Origin of the sequence: Photobacterium rosenbergii, from assembly GCF_003026455.1 — a bacterium.
In the GTDB taxonomy this organism is placed as follows: domain Bacteria; phylum Pseudomonadota; class Gammaproteobacteria; order Enterobacterales; family Vibrionaceae; genus Photobacterium; species Photobacterium rosenbergii.
In genome coordinates this window covers 14,510-32,283 of sequence record NZ_PYMB01000039.1, presented here as the reverse complement: position 1 = coordinate 32,283, position 17,774 = coordinate 14,510, and the positions used below count along the sequence as shown (strand labels likewise).

At 51.3% G+C, this 17,774-nt stretch carries 14 protein-coding genes; 9 read left to right on the top strand and 5 right to left on the bottom strand.

What is annotated here, in order from left to right; translation table 11 throughout:
* The first annotated feature begins 19 nt into the window (after nt 1-19).
* From pspA to tyrR, 6 genes are all read left to right on the top strand, one after another.
* Nucleotides 20-685 carry a phage shock protein PspA gene (pspA, locus tag C9J01_RS28195; RefSeq protein WP_107301382.1) on the top strand — a complete coding sequence of 222 codons (666 nt, stop codon included), beginning with the start codon at nt 20-22 and terminating at the stop codon, nt 683-685.
* A gap of 90 nt (nt 686-775) precedes the next feature.
* Complete coding sequence (pspB, locus tag C9J01_RS28190) at nt 776-1,006, top strand: envelope stress response membrane protein PspB (RefSeq protein WP_107301381.1); 231 nt, start codon at nt 776-778, stop codon at nt 1,004-1,006.
* The gene (pspC, locus tag C9J01_RS28185) at nt 1,003-1,389 is read left to right on the top strand and encodes an envelope stress response membrane protein PspC (RefSeq protein ID WP_107301380.1); all 387 of its coding nucleotides are present in this window, start codon (nt 1,003-1,005) and stop codon (nt 1,387-1,389) included. Before pspB ends, pspC begins: the two co-directional genes overlap by 4 nt.
* Before the next feature lie 196 nt (nt 1,390-1,585).
* Nucleotides 1,586-2,983, top strand: a complete 1,398-nt coding sequence (locus C9J01_RS28180; RefSeq protein WP_107301379.1) for a YcjX family GTP-binding protein — start codon at nt 1,586-1,588, stop codon at nt 2,981-2,983.
* Nucleotides 2,980-4,020, top strand: coding sequence for a YcjF family protein (locus tag C9J01_RS28175; RefSeq protein WP_107301378.1), 1,041 nt, complete (start codon nt 2,980-2,982; stop codon nt 4,018-4,020). Before C9J01_RS28180 ends, C9J01_RS28175 begins: the two co-directional genes overlap by 4 nt.
* A gap of 217 nt (nt 4,021-4,237) precedes the next feature.
* Entirely contained in the window at nt 4,238-5,773 is a 1,536-nt protein-coding gene (gene tyrR, locus C9J01_RS28170) for a transcriptional regulator TyrR (RefSeq protein ID WP_107301377.1), read from the top strand.
* Nucleotides 5,774-6,060: 287 nt separating this feature from the next.
* Here the strand turns inward: tyrR and C9J01_RS28165 are convergent, their stop codons facing one another.
* The gene (locus C9J01_RS28165; protein ID WP_107301376.1) at nt 6,061-6,540 is read right to left on the bottom strand and encodes a methylated-DNA--[protein]-cysteine S-methyltransferase; all 480 of its coding nucleotides are present in this window, start codon (nt 6,538-6,540) and stop codon (nt 6,061-6,063) included.
* 168 nt (nt 6,541-6,708) lie between these two features.
* On the opposite strand from C9J01_RS28165, the gene rimJ reads away from it, so the two are divergent.
* Nucleotides 6,709-7,290, top strand: a complete 582-nt coding sequence (gene rimJ, locus C9J01_RS28160) for a ribosomal protein S5-alanine N-acetyltransferase (protein ID WP_107301384.1) — start codon at nt 6,709-6,711, stop codon at nt 7,288-7,290.
* A 92-nt stretch (nt 7,291-7,382) separates the two neighbouring features.
* Here rimJ and cydC read toward each other — a convergent pair whose 3' ends face one another.
* From cydC to ald, 4 genes are all read right to left on the bottom strand, one after another.
* Nucleotides 7,383-9,104 (bottom strand): heme ABC transporter ATP-binding protein/permease CydC, encoded by a 1,722-nt coding sequence (gene cydC, locus C9J01_RS28155; RefSeq protein ID WP_107301375.1) that lies wholly within the window; start codon nt 9,102-9,104, stop codon nt 7,383-7,385.
* A complete protein-coding gene (cydD, locus tag C9J01_RS28150; RefSeq protein ID WP_107301374.1) occupies nt 9,097-10,869 on the bottom strand; it encodes a heme ABC transporter permease/ATP-binding protein CydD in 1,773 nt (590 codons plus the stop codon). The genes cydC and cydD overlap by 8 nt, the downstream gene beginning before the upstream one ends.
* A 79-nt stretch (nt 10,870-10,948) precedes the next feature.
* Nucleotides 10,949-11,911, bottom strand: a complete 963-nt coding sequence (trxB, locus tag C9J01_RS28145) for a thioredoxin-disulfide reductase (protein ID WP_107301373.1) — start codon at nt 11,909-11,911, stop codon at nt 10,949-10,951.
* Nucleotides 11,912-12,111: 200 nt separating this feature from the next.
* A complete protein-coding gene (gene ald, locus C9J01_RS28140) occupies nt 12,112-13,233 on the bottom strand; it encodes an alanine dehydrogenase (RefSeq protein ID WP_107301372.1) in 1,122 nt (373 codons plus the stop codon).
* Between the two features lie 156 nt (nt 13,234-13,389).
* Here ald and lrp point away from each other — a divergent pair, with 156 nt between their 5' ends.
* Together lrp and C9J01_RS28130 are read left to right on the top strand one after the other, a co-directional pair.
* Entirely contained in the window at nt 13,390-13,884 is a 495-nt protein-coding gene (gene lrp / locus C9J01_RS28135; protein ID WP_036832575.1) for a leucine-responsive transcriptional regulator Lrp, read from the top strand.
* A 437-nt stretch (nt 13,885-14,321) separates the two neighbouring features.
* Nucleotides 14,322-17,732 (top strand): DNA translocase FtsK 4TM domain-containing protein, encoded by a 3,411-nt coding sequence (locus C9J01_RS28130; RefSeq protein ID WP_419687982.1) that lies wholly within the window; start codon nt 14,322-14,324, stop codon nt 17,730-17,732.
* Nucleotides 17,733-17,774 lie beyond the last annotated feature (42 nt).

The window sequence follows — 17,774 nt, the reverse complement described above, 5'->3', positions numbered from 1 at the left end:
CAACTTAGGAGATACAATTATGGGTATTTTTTCACGTTTTGCCGACATCGTTAATGCCAACGTCAATTCATTACTAGATAAGGCTGAAGATCCTCAGAAAATGATCCGCCTTATCATCCAGGAAATGGAAGATACACTAGTTGAAGTTCGTACTTCTTCAGCGCGTGCTTTGGCTGACAAGAAAGAGTTGCAGCGCCGTATTCAGGCGATTGAATCACAAAGCCGTGATTGGCAGGAAAAAGCCAGCCTGGCTATCCAGAAAGGCCGCGAAGATCTTGCCCGTGCAGCCTTGATTGAAAAGCAGAAGCTGAACGATGTTGCGCTGACTTTGCACGAAGAATACAAGCTGGTGGAGGAAACTATCGAAAAACTGGCAGCTGAAGTGGCTGAGCTAGAGCGTAAGCTTCAGGAAACCCGTGCCCGCCAGCAGGCGTTGGTAATGCGCCACAAAGCTGCTGATACCCGTCGTGATGTGCGCCGCCAGTTGGATACCGGCAAGGTAGACGAAGCACTGTCGAAATTCGAGCAATACGAGCGCCGTATTGATGAGATGGAAGCAGAAGCTGATAGCTACAGCATTGGGCGTGGCAAGAACCTGCATGATGAATTTGCTGATCTACAGGCACAAGATGAAATCGAAAAAGAGCTTGAGCGCATGAAAGCCAACCTCAAGGACAAAGAGTAATTCACCTTAACAGAAATTGGTTGTTATGATGGTTGTGGCTATTGTGACAATCTAATGAATTGAATCTGCGCGAATTAAAGGAGAGAAATAATGTCTATGGGGTTTATTGTTTGGCCGTTAGTCGTATTCATGATCTTTGTTGCCCCGCTGTGGTTGATCCTTCACTACCGAAGCAAGAAGCATGCTAGTGAAGGGCTGTCTGGTGATGATCAGCAGAAACTGCAGGCGCTGGTGGCTCGCGCAGAGCAGATGCAAGAGCGGATTGTGACCCTAGAACGAATTCTAGATGCGGAAGTGCCGCAATGGAGGCGCAAATCATGAGTAAAACCCTCTACCGCGACCCGAAAAACGGTAAGTTAGGTGGCGTTTGTGCCGGTGTTGCCGAATACTTTGGTATGGAAATCTGGTTGGTGAGGATCCTCACTGTGTCAGCGTTTTTACTCGGAGTTGGTTTCTTTGTCACTGTGGCCTATATCGCTGCGTGTTTCATCTTGGAGAAAATGCCGGAAGAGCGGAGTCAGCAACAGACTATTTTCCGCGAACATCATGTCAAGCAGAAGCCTTGGCAAGCAGGAAAGCCTGCGGGGCAAATTCTGCACAATGTCGAAGTTGAGCTCGACAAGATGGAACAGGAACTGCGGGATATGGAGTCCTATGTGACTTCCTCGGCCTTCAAGGTGGATCGCGAATTCCGTAACCTCTAGTGGGCAGGTACGCACAAAAGCAGGCAGCCGCCTGCTTTTTCTTTTTTCGCCATGGAACATTTTCCTCTCCATAGACACAAAGAATTGGTATCGGGTGATAGGTGAACGTAATGGTTCATCAAGGGTTAATAACGCCCGGCGTATAGTTTGGCTATGAGCCGTTTCGCGCTGTGAGTGAATTTTTTCAGGAAAGTTTATGAATCGATTTAGCAATGAGTTGAACAAACTGGTGAACCGGAGTTTAGATCGCCATGTCCGTTTGGCGGTGACGGGGCTGTCCCGTGCAGGTAAAACTGCGTTTATTACTTCACTGGTCAATCAGCTTATGCATGTGAGTACCAATCCGAGGTTGCCACTTTTCACTGCTGTCAGGGATGGCCAGCTTTTGGGTGCCAAGCGGGTACCGCAAATAGACATGCATGTACCGAAATTTGGCTATGAAGAGGGGATGGGGGCGTTGCTTTCGGCCCCTCCAAGTTGGCCCGAGCCAACCCGGGATGTCAGCCAGACCCGTTTAGCCCTGCGATATAAGCCCCAGCGGGGGCCGATGAAACTGTTGCAGGACACCGCTACCTTGTACCTCGATATTGTCGACTACCCTGGTGAGTGGTTGTTGGATCTGCCGCTGCTGGAGCTGGATTTCATGACATGGTCACGCCAGCAAGCCCAGATATTGAAAGGCAAGCGTGCCGAGTTGGCAACGGGATGGTTGGCTATGGCCGAGGAGTTTGACCCTCTAGCGCCAGCCGATGAAACCTTGATTGAGCAAATCTCAGCACGATTTACCGAGTACTTGTACAAGTGCAAAGCTGAGGGCGGCTTGCATTGGGTGCAGCCTGGTCGCTTTGTCTTACCGGGCGAGTTGGCCGGGGCGCCGGTATTGCAGTTCTTCCCTATGGTTTGGCTGGAGAAAATTACTGAGCAGCAGTGGAATGATGCCAGTGATGAAACCAACTTGGGCATGCTAAAGAGCCGCTACCGCTATTACCAACAACATGTAGTGAAGGCGTTTTACAAAGAGCATTTCTCCAAGTTTGACCGTCAGATCATCTTAGTTGACTGCCTACAGCCACTGAATGCTGGGCCGGAGTCCTTCAATGATATGCGCCAGGCTCTGGATCAGTTAATGCAAAGTTTCCGTTACGGCCGCAGTTCGATGCTAAAGCGCTTGTTCTCGCCACGTATAGACAAGGTGCTGTTCGCGGCGACCAAAGCCGATCACGTGACGCCGGAGCAGCATCCTAATCTGGTCAGCCTGCTTCAGCAGTTAGTGAATGAAGCATGGCAGACGGCGTCGTTTGAAGGGATCAAGATGGATTGTGTCAGCCTGTCATCGATACAGGCAACTGAGCCGGGCTTTGTGGATTACCACGGTCGCCAGGTCCCTGCGCTGAGGGGGCATCAAATCGACGGGGAGGCGAAAACCTTGTTCCCCGGCGAAGTCCCTCGTCGATTGCCAAACGATGCGTTTTGGCAGCAGTCCGGATTTGATTTTATTAATTTCCGTCCGCTTGAAATGCAAAGCGACGAGCCATTGCCGCATATCCGGATGGATAAGGCGATGGAGTACCTGTTAGGGGACAAACTGCAATGAGTGAGCCGTTGAAAAGTAAAATTGTCTTTGATGAGCCAGTCAAGCCTGAGCCGGCAACCGCCGAGGTGGAGTTGACCTCCCAACTCCAGTTTGCCGAGCAGGAGAAGACGTTCTTGCCAGAAACCACAGATATCGACCAAGCCGATGTCGAAGCTGAGCTCGACAGGGCGCTGAGAAGTAAACCCAAGCGCCGCTCCGGTTGGCTTAAAGGGTTGCTGGTTGCCGGTGCTGCGATGGTCGGTTGGCAAACGGTGGATTATGTTGTGACGGCTTATCAGGGCGGGGACTGGCTAGCCCTTGGCTGGAGTGTGATTGTCGCGGGTATTGCCGGAGCAGGTATTACTGCTTTGGGCCGTGAGCTTCTAAGCCTACGCCGTTTAAAGCAGCGCCAGAGTGAGCGTGAACAGGCCCAGGCATTGCTTGAGGCTGATGGTATTGGCCAAGCCAAGGCATTTTGTACCAAGCTAGCTAAACAGGGCAAGGCAGTGGAGGAGCATGCCGGCTATGATAAATGGCTAAACTCTCTGGCCGCGACCCACAATGATCGTGAAGTGATGCAACTCTATGATCGTATGGTGCTGGGTCAGCAAGATAAGCTAGCGCGTAAACTGGTGGCGAAATATGCCAGCGAAGCTGCTGTGATGGTCGCGGTCAGTCCGTTGGCCTTGGCGGATATGCTGCTGGTGGCTTGGCGTAATTTCCGCTTGATTGACCAGATTTCCAAGGTCTATGGCGTTGAGTTAGGTTATTGGTCGCGGATCAAGTTAGTCAAACTGGTATTGGCTAACATGGCTGTAGCGGGCGCCACTGAAGTCATTGCCGACGGGGGGATGGACATGCTTTCGATGGACTTGGCGGGTAGGGTGTCCACCCGGGTCGCGCAAGGTGTCGGGGTTGGCTTGCTAACGGGGCGCTTGGGGCTTAAAGCAATTAGCTTAATGCGGCCTTTGCCATGGCAGTCGGAGCAGCAACCTAAGCTGAGCGAAATCCGCAAGGATCTGCTTACGCGATTGACCCACAAAGACCGTCAGGACTAGGTGACGACCTAGAAAAATAAGGCCTGCGAGGGCCTTATTTTTTGGTCTTTGGGTCGATTTTGACCTCATTCATTTTATTCAGTATGGCGATATATCACTGCCGATGGATTGATAGTGCGCAACCTCTCAGGTATGGACGTCAATGACTTGACTCAACTTCAGGGAAGGCGCAAACTTCTAGTGTCAACAATTCCTGACACCTTGGAAGATAATAAATATGAGGCTACAAGTCTTTTGCGAAGACCGACTTGGCATGACCCGAGAGCTGCTGGATATCCTTGCGAGCCGGCAGATTGACTTACGGGGCATTGAAATTGACCGGGTTGGGATTATTTACCTAAACTGCCCAGAAGTTGAGTTTGAGCAGTTCAGCCAGTTGATGTCGCAGATCCGCCAATTGGACGGAGTGACAGATGTCAGAAAGATCCAGTTCATGCCGAGCGAGCGTGAACACAAAGAGCTCAAAGCATTGCTGGAAGCCTTACCTGATCCGTTTTTCTCTGTTAGCTTGCAAGGCAAGATCGATCTAGCCAATGACGCAGCTGAAGTATTACTTGGCAAAAGCCGTGAGGAAATTGTCGGTGAACATATTCAGACCTTTGTCGGTTTCAATGTTCACAACTGGTTAGAAAAAGAGAAGGCTAGCCGACGCAGTGAGCTGGTGGTGTTATCCGGCCTTGATTACATGATGGAAATCATGCCGGTGTATGTCACCGACGAGACTGAAGAGCAAGTCTTGGCCAGTGCGGTGATCCTGCTTAAATCGTTATCGGAAGCCAAGATGCCGTTGGCGATGCGCCAACTCAGTGGTGACAATGGCTTTGAGCACCTAGTTGGCCAGTCCTCCCGCTTCAAACAGTTGGTGTCACAAGCTAAAAAATTGGCGATGTTGGATGCCCCATTGCTCATCCAGGGTGAGACCGGTACTGGTAAGGAAATGCTGGCTCGGGCCTGTCATCAGCGCTCGCTGCGTCGTGATAACCCATTCCTGTTGGTTAACTGCATGTCGATGCCAGATAACGCGGCAGAAACCGAATTATTTGGTATGGCGGCAACAGCCACCGAGCCGGGTAAGAAAGGTATCTTCGAACAAGCTGATGGTGGTATTGCCTTCCTGTACGAAGTGGGCGAAATGTCTGAGCACCTGCAGATCAAACTGCTTCGCTTCCTGCAGGACGGTACGTTCCGTCGTGTAGGCGAAGAGAAGGAGATGAAGGTGGATGTTCGTGTGATCTGTTCGACCCAGAAGAAGCTGCCTGAATTGGTCGCGACGGGCCAGTTTAGGGAAGATCTATACTACCGCCTCAATGTCTTGGCACTGACCGTACCGCCACTGCGTGAAAGAACCGCTGATATTGTCCCGTTGGCCGATCTGTTTTTGAGCCAGTTTGCCCAGGAATTGCAGCAGCCTAAACCGTCTATTTCCCCTGAGGTCGCCCAGTACCTGAGTCAATATGCCTGGCCGGGTAATATCCGCCAGTTGCGTAATGTTCTGTTCCGTGCGATGACCCAGCTTGATGGGACGGAAATCAGTGTTGATGATATCCAGTTGCCGGAAAATGAATCGGCAACCGTGATCAGCGAAGAAACCTTAGATGGCTCGCTGGATGAAATCATGAAGCGCTATGAGTCAGGCATCCTCAACAGCCTGTACCGCAGCTACCCGTCAACCCGCAAGCTAGCGAAAAGGCTAGGTGTCTCACACACCGCCGTCGCCAACAAGTTGCGGGAGTATGGGATTGGCAAGCACTAAGCTGTCGATTTAGTGATGGATAAGACACCAAAGGAGCCTTAGGGCTCCTTTGTTTTTTGAGGTCCTAGGAAAAGCGGGTCCTAGTTCCTGGGAGAAGCAAAAGTAGAAACAGGTGCTATTAGGAAAGGATACGAGATCTTTGAAAAAGCGAAAAACAGAAGCAAGAGCTTGACGTATCGAAGCTTTCGGCAAATTCTGCCGGCAGAACCCAGAACCCAGAACCCAGAACCCAGAACCCAGAACCCAGAACCCAGAACCCAGAACCCAGAACCCAGAACCTATCCTTTCTACTTCAACAACCTCAACTTTCCTTGCTCTAGCTCCCTGAGCTGGCAGATCAGATCCTGGCCGTAGCGGCAGCTTTGCTGTGCCTCGACTTCGGTGGCAACCCGGTGGCACGGGATAATGATTGGGATAGGGTTGACGTTTTTTGCCATGCCTATGGCGAGGATGGCGGTTGAATGCTCGATGTGGGTAGCGATTTGTTGGTATGAACGGTGGCTGTTGTAAGGGATTTCGCTGATGGCTTGCCACACTTGTTGCTGGAAGTCGGTACCGGGAGGGGCGAGGGGAATGGTGAACTGTTTGCGTTTTCCGTCGAGGTATTCAGCGAGCTGGGCGATAAAAGGGGCCATGAAATCCGGGTCATGTTCCCAGTGGCTGTCTGGGGAAAATCCGCCACTAGCGATAGTAAGTTGTCGTAATCCCTGCTCGTCTGCTAATAAGTATATCTTTCCCAATACCGTATCAAGGTGGTCGTAATACATAGTCATCACTGTGTTGGTTAGCGTCAATCGCGGCGCGGCTATCACAATGATAGCTCAAACATGCGGCCAAATCTTTGTCCTGAAATAAGTTTATCTTCCGGGTATATTCATCGCTGGTTGGCTGTGCTAACGTTTCAACATTGTATGTCGCATAAGGATAATGTGCTGTTGTTTCATTCTATTATCACCCGGGCAACGTCAATCGATATTGGTGATGCGGTTGTTAGGCTTATTACCACCAAAGATGTCGCGGCCATTACCGCATACTACCAACGTAACAGGGCTTTCCTCCAGCCTTGGGAACCGCTGCGTGAAGAGGCTTTCTTTACCGAAACAGGTTGGCATCGGCGTTTGGAGCAATTGATGCAGTTGCACAAACATAAAATGGCCTACTACTTTGTGATCCAGCAGAAAAGCAGTGATGAAATTTGTGGGGTGGTAAATTACAGCAACCTCGTGCGTCATCCCTTCCATGCTTGCCATGTGGGTTATTCGCTTGATCAGGATTGCCAAGGGCAGGGTTTGATGAGCCGCTCATTGGCTGCAGCGAACCGCTGGATGTTCGAAGACCAGAGTTTCCACCGGATTATGGCAGCCTATATGCCCCGCAACGCCAAGAGTGCCGCTGTGCTGAAAAAATGCGGCTTTGTGATTGAGGGTGAGGCTAAGGATTACCTGTTGATCAACGGCAAGTGGGAAGACCATATCCTGACAGCTTGTATCAATGAAGACTGGACGATGCCGGTTTAACATCAGGTTGCGACTGTTCATGCCGCTGAATAAAAAACGAGAGCCAACGGGCTCTCGTTTTGGTTTTTGGCATACTCAAAATCAGGTTTGGGCTAGATACGTTGCCAAAGCTCTGTGTAACGGCCATTTTGCTTCAGTAGGCTCTGGTGCTTGCCTTGTTCAATGATTTCACCTTCGTCCATCAGGCAGATGTGATCCATTTGCTCAAGGCCGACGAGTCGATGGGTGATAAACAGCACCGTTTTGTCTTTGGCGTGCTCAAGCAACAAGCTCATGATTTGTTGTTCGGTACGGCGGTCTAGGCCCTCAGTTGGCTCATCCATTAGGAGGATTGGCGCATCGTGCAGCAGGGCACGGGCAATACCGATACGGCGGCGCTCACCCCCTGAGATCTGGCGGCCACCTTCACCTAGCCAAGTATCTAAGCCTTTTCCTTCTAGCAACGCACTTAGCCCTACTTTTTCCAAAACATCACAGAACTCTTCGTCAGTGCCTGCTGGTTTGGCTAGCAGTAGGTTCTCACGCAATGAACCATTGAAGACATCGACACGCTGGCTGACGACCGTAATGGCTTTGCGCAGAGGGGCTTCCTGCCATTGTGGCAGCGAGACACCGTCTAGGGTGATCTGCCCTTGCTGAGGATCCCAGTTACGTGTCAACAGCTGCAGCAAGGTTGATTTACCACAACCGGTACGACCAAGCAGGGCAACCTTTTCACCCGCCCCGATAGTCAAAGAGATATCTTTTAATACCGGCTCATCGCTACCGTAGTAGGTATAGCTGATGTTCTGAATATCCAGCGCCCCTTGAACCTCGGCGGTGTGGCCATCGGGATCAAACGGGGTATCCGGCGTTGCTTCAATGATCTCATTGAGGCGGCGGGCTGACGTCAGGGTTTGGCCTAGGTACTGGAACGCGCCAGCTACAGGCATCATCAGTTCGAAACTCGCCATAGTCGCGAAGGCGACCATTGCCACAAACGGGTCTGGAGCTTGGCCAGCAATACCATCGGCAGCCATCCAGGTGATCAACACTAGGGTCCAGCCGGTAGCTGCCATCAAGATAGCATTGGCTAGGCCGGTCAGGTTCGCCATCTTGCGCTGGGCATTGAGAAGCGACTGCTGTTCATCAAGGGCTGCTTGGTAGTAGCGGTCCTCGGCATTGAACAACAATAGTTCGGCATTGCCCTGGATCCAATCAAGCATCTTCACCCGGTAGTTGGCCTTGGCCATCGTTAGGGTCTCGCCATTGGATTTACCCAGACGGTAGAAAATGACCGGTAGGATCAGCATTAGGGCCAGCAAAATGGCACCTAAAGTCAGGCCGATGGTTGGGTCGAACCAGGCTAAGAAGCCGGTAATCGCCAGCAAGCCGATTACGCCAATCAGCAATGGGCTAACCAAGCGTAAATAGACATGGTCCATGGCGTCGACATCAGCCACCAAGCGGTTGAGCAGGTCGGCATCGCGCAAGTTGGTCTGGCGGCCCGGGATCAACGGTGTCAGCTTGCGGAAGAAGAACAAGCGTAGGTCTGCCAGCAACTTGAAAGTCGCGTTGTGGCTGACTACACGCTCGCCCCAGCGCCCAGCCGTGCGGGCAATCGAGAAACCTCGTACGCCAGCACCAGGCAACATGTAGTTGAATGTCTCCCGGGCGATAGTCAGGCCTGCCACTGCCGAAGCGGCAATAAACCAACCAGATAGGGTCAACAGGCTCATGGCAGCCAATAGGGTACCAAGCCCCAGTAGCATACCCAGTGTTAGGCCAAACCAGTGTTTACGGTATAGCTTGAGGTAAGGGATTAAATCACGCATCGAGATCCCTCTTGTCGGTATGGGCTAGCATCTCAGCAAGTAGGCCTTGCTGGCGGATCTGTTCAAACGGACCGTTCTGAACCAATTTGCCGTTATCCATCACCAAAACACGGTCCATAGCGGCTAGTTGATCTAGGCGGTGGCTAACCATAAGGGCCGTTTGGCCACTGACGGCATTTTTCAGGCTATCTAGTACCAAGTGTTCAGAGTTGGCATCGAGGCTGGCAGTTGGTTCATCGAGAATCCAGAAGGCACCGCTTTGCAGCATGGCACGGGCAACGGCGATACGCTGTGCCTGGCCGACAGAAAGGCCACCGGAACGGTCTCCCACCTGGTGCTGGTAACCTCTCTCCAGACGCGAGATAAATTCATCGGCATAGGCTTGCTGCGAAACTTGCTTGATGTGCTCGTCAGTCGCTAGTGGGTTGCCCAATGTGATGTTGTCGCGGACAGTACCGTGCAGCAGTAGTGGGTTTTGTCCGACCCAGCTGATTGCCTGGCGCCACTGGCTGTGGTCAAGCTCGCTAAGTTCAACGCCGTTGATTTTCAAGCTGCCGCGGTATGGCAGGAAGCCTAGCAGGGCATTGAGCAGGCTGGTTTTACCAGCACCACTTGGGCCGACTAAGGCTACTTGCTCATGGGCATTAATATCGAAATTAAGCGGGCCTGCCAAAACTTGGCCTTGAGGGCTCAGTACTTCCAACTGCTCGGCACTGATAGAGATAGTCTCAGGGGAGTCAAGGTTGGTTTGGCCTTGGCTCATGCCATCGGCTTCGCTGTCGAGGAACTCAACAATGGACTCGGCTGCCCCGATCGCTTGGGCTTTGGCGTGGTAGAACGTACCCAAATCGCGCAGAGGCTGGTAGAACTCAGGTGCCAGCACCAAAATGAACAGGCCGGTAAATAGGCTGATTGGTACGCCGTAGTGGCCGAAGTTCAGCTCGCCAATGAATGAGAAGCCAAAGTAAACCGCAACGATTGCCACTGATATCGCCGAGAAGAACTCTAATACTGCCGATGATAGGAAGGCCATCCGCAACACTTCCATGGTGCGCTTGCGCAGCACATGGGAAGCAGCGTGGAGGTTTTCAGCCTCGGCTTCAGCGCGGTTGAACAGACGCAGCGTTGATAAGCCTTGCAAGCGGTCATAGAAATGACCTGACAGGCGCTGGAGCGCTTTGAAGTTACGGCGGTTGGCATCAGCAGCACCGAGGCCGACCAATGCCATGAACATAGGAACTAGCGGTGCGGTGATCAGGAAAATAAGTCCGGCAGCCCAGTTTAGCGGGAAGACGGCAAACAGGATCACCAGGGGAACCAGCACCGCAATCGACATTTGTGGGATATAGCGGGAGAAGAAGTCTTGCATCTCTTCTACCTGCTCCAGTACCAGGCTAGCCCAGACACCCGCAGGCTTGCCTTTGATATAGGCTGGACCTAACTGTTGCAAACGTTGCAGGATCAGTTGCCGGATATGCAGCCGGATTTGTTCGCCGCAGCGGTAACCGAATATTTCCCGGCCCCAGCTACAGGCGGCGCGCAGGCCGACGACGACAAACAGGCCGACGAAGCTGGAAACCAGCTGGTATTTATCGGTGTGTTCAATAATGAGTTGGTGCAGGATATGGGCAAGCAAAGCCGCTTGGCCAACGAGTAGCAACCCCGACAAGAACCCCAGGCCGACACTGAGCATGAGCCAGCGCTTAGCCAGCTTACTCTGTGATTTCAACCATTTGGTTAAATCGCGTTGTAATTGTTTATCCATATTAAATTCTTGAGCCGCTAAGGGCAGCCGGCTTAAAGGTGAAGGCTAAAAAGGCCACCTTGAAAGGTGGCCATAAGTATTATTTTTGTTCTTCTAGCGCGTCGAGGAAACGCTCGGCATCAAGTGCTGCCATGCAGCCAGTACCGGCAGAGGTAATGGCCTGACGGTAAGTGTGGTCCATGACATCACCTGCAGCGAAGATACCTTCTACGCTGGTTTGGGTGGCGTTACCTTCAGTACCAGACTGTACCTTGATGTAACCGTTGTTCATCTCAAGCTGGCCTTCAAAAATGCCAGTATTTGGCTGGTGGCCGATTGCGATGAAGGCACCCATCACATCAAGCGTTTCGGTTGCATCAGATTGGGTATCTTTGATGCGCACGGCAGTAACGCCCATATCGTCGCCCAGCACTTCATCCAGTACACGATCGGTGTGCAGAATAATATTGCCGTTTTCAACTTTGTCCATTAGTCGTTTGATAAGGATCTTCTCTGAACGGAAGGTATCACGACGGTGGATCAGGTGAACTTCTGAAGCGATGTTAGATAGGTAAAGCGCTTCTTCAACGGCAGTATTACCACCACCGACAACTGCCACTTTCTGGTTGCGGTAGAAGAAACCGTCACAGGTCGCACAAGCAGAAACGCCGCGGCCCTTGAAGTTTTCTTCCGACTCTAGGCCAAGGTATTTGGCTGAGGCACCGGTTGAGATGATCAAAGCATCACAGGTGTATTCACCGCTGTCGCCTTTTAGGCGGAAAGGGCGCTGGCTAAAATCAGTTTCATTGATGTGATCAAAAATGATTTCGGTCTCGAATCGCTCAGCGTGCTCTTTCATGCGATCCATAAGTGCAGGGCCGGTTAGGCCTTCAGCGTCACCTGGCCAGTTTTCTACTTCTGTGGTGGTGGTGAGCTGACCACCTTGCTGCATACCCGTGATCATTACCGGGTTTAGGTTGGCACGTGCAGCATAAACGGCTGCCGTATAACCAGCAGGACCAGAACCAAGGATGAGCAGTTTACAATGTCTTACGTTACTCATTACTTCTCCAGGCTGAATGAGATTTTTGATCTTGTGAAGGGTGATTGTAGGTAAATTGAGGCGCTATGGAAAGAGGAGGATTGTAGCGCAGCCTTTTCCCTGTAAAGTCACGCTGCCGAGGTGGATTCCCAGCAGCGATGATAATTTATTTAGATGTATTTGCTATAAGTGATAGCTAAAAGTTATATATAAATAATGTGCTAGTGCATGCTAATCGCGACCGTTGGATCGGTATAGTGCAAGTCAAAGCTATCGGCGACCTCTTTACATGTCACTTTACCGTGTATCACATTTAGCCCTGCAAGGAATCCAGAATCGTCCAAAAGAGCTTTTTTATAACCGAGATTTGCCAGCTTAATGACATAGGGCAGGGTGGCATTATTGAGGGCAAAGGCCGAAGTTCTCGCCACCGCGCCCGGCATATTAGCAACGCAATAATGGACCACATTATCGACTATATAGGTGGGTTCCGTATGGGTTGTTGGGTGCGAAGTTTCAAAGCATCCGCCTTGGTCAATAGCGACATCAACCAGTGCCGAGCCGGGTTTCATCTGCTTGACGTGCTGAGCGGTAATCAGCTTGGGCGCAGCGGCCCCGGGGATCAGCACCGCACCAATGATGATATCGGCTTCAGGCACCAGCTGGTCTATGATCTCAGAAGTCGAGTACACCAAATTCACAGCCCCTCTAAACTCGCAATCCAGCGCCCTCAAGGTATCGACGTTGCGGTCAAGCAAAGTGACATTGGCCCGCATGCCCACTGCCATCCTAGCGGCATTAGAGCCGACGACACCGCCACCCAATATGAGTACATTGGCCGGTTCGACACCGGGGACACCACTGAGTAATAGACCCCGTCCGCCGTTAGAATTCTCTAGCGTTTGGGCTCCTGCTTGGATAGACATTCTGCCCGCAACTTCTGACATCGGGGCTAAAAGCGGTAATCTGCCTGCTGAGTCGGTGACGGTTTCGTAAGCAATACAGACAGCTTTGCTGTCAATCAGGTCTTTTGTTTGCGGAAAATCTGGTGCAAGATGGAGATAAGTGAATAAAATTTGCCCTTCATTCAGCATGGCTCTTTCTACTGCTTGAGGCTCTTTTACTTTGACAATCATCTCTGATCTGGTAAAAACTTCTTTAGCGTTAGAAATAATTGTAGCGCCAGCGTTCTCATAGTCTGAGTCTGACAGCCCGATCCCGACACCGGCTTGGGTTTCGACCAGGACTTGATGACCGAGTGATGTGAGCTCACGGACACTGCTGGTTACCAGACCAACACGGTATTCGTGATTTTTGATTTCTTTGGGGACTCCAATAATCATGCTGCTCCTCCCTTGGCATCCAGTATGATTGGCTATTGACAAGGATGTAAATGCAGATCTAATGGCAGTATAGTTTGACTAACAGAGTATTTGATTCTAAAAAATAGAAAGATGTAGTATATTTTTTTGCAAGGAAGTAAGAAGGTGGAATAAAAAATGGTAGATACCAAGAAAAAACCATCCAAGGAATTGGATCGTATTGACCGTAACATTTTGAATGAACTTCAAAAAGACGGTCGCATTTCAAATGTAGAGTTATCCAAGCGTGTAGGCTTGTCTCCAACACCATGTCTTGAGCGTGTACGACGCCTAGAGCGTCAGGGCTACATCAGTGGCTACACCGCGTTGCTAAACCCTCAGTATCTTGATGCCTCCCTATTGGTTTTCGTGGAAATCACGCTAAACCGTGGTGCGCCTGATGTGTTTGAGCAGTTCAACAAGTCAGTGCAAGAGCTTGAAGACATCCAAGAATGCCACTTGGTATCTGGTGACTTCGACTACTTGCTGAAAACCCGTGTATCAGATATGTCTGCATACCGTAAGTTGTTGGGTGAAACCTTGCTGCGTCTTCCTGGTGTTAACGACACCCGTACCTATGTGGTAATGGAAGAAGTGAAGCAGACTAACAACCTTGTGATCAAAACGCGTTAAGCTTCACAACTGAAATAAGATACATCCAAACTCATTGGGTAGTTCAAACAAGCGGCCAGACAGCCGCTTGTTTTGTTTCTGGCGCTTTGTTTTGTTTACTGGCGTAACGGTAGTGAAAGCGACAAGCAATCAACAGATTGACGAAGTTAGCTATTACTAACCCAAGGTGCTGGGATTTTCAGCACATCCTGACAAATAATTACCACCCCGTCCGATATCCACCTTATCAAAATGGCAAATTATGACGCTATTTAGTATAAGATAGGCATTAGTTTTACTGGCGCCTGACACGCCATTAGCCATTGGCATAATAATAACAACGAGCAGGGATGTCCTTGTTCTGATAGTTAAAAAAGATTCAGCGTATCTCCCCCAACATTGCTCTTACAGGGCAGAAGGGGGGACGTTAGAGCAATTTGTTACATCGGAGTGTTTTTTTGAGGAAAGTAAAGGGCAAGAAGCAGCCTAAAATGCGCCTTTCCGGGGGACAGCGCTTACTGGAAAGTTTCCTAATCATCGGCATTCTGTCGGCGATTTTCATCATGGTTGCGTTGTTAAGTTTCGACCCAGCTGATCCTTCATGGTCCCAGACCGCGTGGGAAGGGCCGGTACAAAATAAAGCAGGGGCATTCGGCGCTTTGGTGGCCGATACCTTATTCTTTGCGTTTGGCTCGCTGGCCTATCCGTTACCTGCCGTCATTATTCTCGCTGCATGGGTGCTTTTCCGCCGCCGCCAGCAACCGCTCAAACTGGACTACATGATTTATGGTACCCGCCTGCTCGGTTTGCTAATCATTTTTGTCGCCAGTTGCGGGCTTGCCGATCTCAACTTTGATGATATTTGGTATTTCTCCTCTGGCGGTGTGATAGGTGATGTGGTGTCGAATATGGCATTGCCGCTGTTTAACTTGCTGGGTGCCACGCTGGTTCTAATGTTCGCCTGGGCGATGGGCTTTACCCTGTTTACTGGGATTTCCTGGCTCACCATTGTCGATATCATTGGTGAAACGGTGCTTGGCTCTCTTGCTTGGCTGCTCAACAAGGTTCGCTCTGACAAATCAGAGACATTAACGCCTTTTGCAGCCGATATCCCAGATGAGCACCAGACCGAGTTTGGCCGTCAGTTGGCGATGCAACAAACCGAATCTGAACCCGATGCCGATGATGTGCTGCTGGCTTCTAATAGCCAGGCATCTGCAGAGCTTGTTGATAGAAGCCGCTTTGCCCGTCAGGAACCAAGCTTTGGCCAATCGGGTCAACCCGACCCATTACTCAATGGGGTCGGGCTCCAAACTGATCCACTGATGGACTCTAGCGAACCGAAGATAGTGATGCCTGAACGTCATCGCCAAGCCCAGACACAAACGATAGCACCTGCTACTGCTGTGACGGCATCGACTGTTGCTGCTGCGCAAGCCGAAGCAAGCGCGGAGCCTGCTGCTGTGGTAATAGAGCAACCTGTGAGCCAGCCTGTTGTTCATACCCAAGCGCAAACAGCCAAACCGGTTGAGCCAATTGCGACGGAAACCCCTCAAGCGGGCGTCCAGCCGCAGAGTGACGAGGCTATTGTCGAAGAGGTTGTTGATGTTCAATCTACCCAGCAAGCCAAAGGCATGACGATTGCTGAGTTAGAAAGGCAGCTAGATATCGATGAGAACTTCACGGTGTATGTCGATGAGGGGCAGAGCCAAACTTCTGATGCTGACCCAGCAATCGACAACACTGCTATTGATAATGTAGGGGGGATTGCGGCAGCAGGTGTTGCTACTGCAGAGCCAACTGTTTCTGCCATAGCAGAAACAGCGGCAGTGAACCCGCAAGTGGTATCTGAATCACAAGCTGTACCAGAACCACAAATTGTTCCAGAGGCGGAACTGTCTTCAGGCATGTCATTTAACAATGATGATTTTGTTCCGGAGTCAACCGAAGCACATTCATCACAGGTTCATTTCGAGCCTGTTACAACAGAGCCTCATGTTGCTCAAACCGGTACCTTCGAACCTGTCGTTGAATCAGAGCCTTTGCACGCAGAGCCTGTTTCTCAACAAGCGGCTTACCAGGAGCCTGTTTACCATCAGCCTGCGTACCAAGAGCAAAGCGCTGAAGCTGAGGTTCAGCCTGAAGCCGCACCAACGGCACATGATATCGAAATCGGTGTGCAGGATGGTATGTCCGAGTTAGAGCGGGCAGAGCGTGAAATCGCACCGGCAGAAGAGAATAATGAAGAAGGCTTGAGTGACGAAGAAGCTTTCCTCAAGAAAATCCGTGATGCCCAGAAGGCCCAGGCACAAGCGGCGGGCTTGGACAACCCGTTCTTGATGAAACGCGAAGCGGACTTACCTAAGCCGACCTCGCCGATGCCGACGCTTGATTTGCTGGCACCGCCGAAGCAAAACGTCCAGCCGACCACAGAGGAAGAGCTGAAGCAGACGGCGATGCTGGTGGAAGCCAAACTGGCTGACTACAAAATCAAAGCCAAGGTGGTCGGGGTATACCCGGGGCCGGTGATCACCCGCTATGAGCTGGATCTGGCTCCTGGTGTCAAAGTGAGCCGTATTTCCGGTCTTGCCAAAGACTTGGCCCGCGCCTTGTCTGCGTCGGCAGTACGTGTGGTAGAAGTGATTCCGGGCAAGCCGTATATTGGCCTTGAGCTGCCGAATGTGAACCGCGAAACGGTTTATATGTCAGAAGTTGTTGCTAGTGATAACTTCCAGCAGAAAAAGAGCGCCTTGCCGATTGTGCTGGGTTACGACATTGCCGGTGAGGCAGTGGTTGCCGACTTGAGCAAGATGCCACACTTGCTGGTTGCCGGTACAACAGGTTCCGGTAAGTCGGTGGGTGTGAACGTGATGATTTTGAGCTTGCTGTACAAGTGCAAGCCTGAAGATTGCCGCTTCATCATGATTGACCCGAAAATGCTGGAGTTGTCGATTTACGAAGGCATCCCGCACTTGTTGACCGAAGTGGTTACCGATATGAAAGATGCCAGCAATGCCTTGCGCTGGTGTGTCGGTGAGATGGAGCGTCGCTATAAACTAATGGCAGCATGTGGGGTACGTAACCTGGCTGGCTTCAACGCCAAACTGGAAGAAGCCGCAGCGGCCGGTCACCCAATCCATGATCCGTTATGGAAGCCAGGTGACAGCATGGACGAGTACCCACCGCTGCTGGAGAAAATGCCAAGCATTGTGGTGATCGTCGATGAATTCGCCGATCTGATGATGGTTGTCGGCAAGAAAGTCGAAGAGCTGATTGCCCGATTGGCGCAGAAGGCGCGTGCCGCCGGTATTCACTTGGTGCTGGCAACCCAGCGTCCATCGGTGGATGTGATCACCGGCCTTATCAAGGCCAATATCCCGAGCCGTATGGCGTTTACGGTTTCAACTAAAACGGACTCACGCACCATCCTAGACCAAGGCGGTGCAGAATCCCTACTTGGTATGGGTGACATGCTTTACCTGCCAGCAGGTAGCAACCACCCAGTACGTGTTCACGGTGCCTTTGCCTCGGATGAAGATGTCCATAACGTGGTGAACGACTGGAAAGCCCGTGGCAAACCACAGTACATCGAGGGCATCCTTGAGGCGGATCAGGGCGCTGAAGGCTTACTGCCGGGTGAAACCCCGACAGGTGGTGATGACGATTTGGATCAGTTGTTTGACGAAGTGGCAGCGTTTGTTGCTGAGTCACGCCGCGGTTCAGTATCCGGCGTCCAGCGCCGCTTCAAGATTGGTTATAACCGTGCCGCGCGTATTGTTGAACAACTTGAGGCACACGGTATTGTTAGTGCACCGGGCCACAACGGTAACCGTGAAGTATTGGCACCACCGCCTGCACCTCGCGATTAACCGTGATAGAACACAAGACAACAGTAATGACCATGCCTGCTA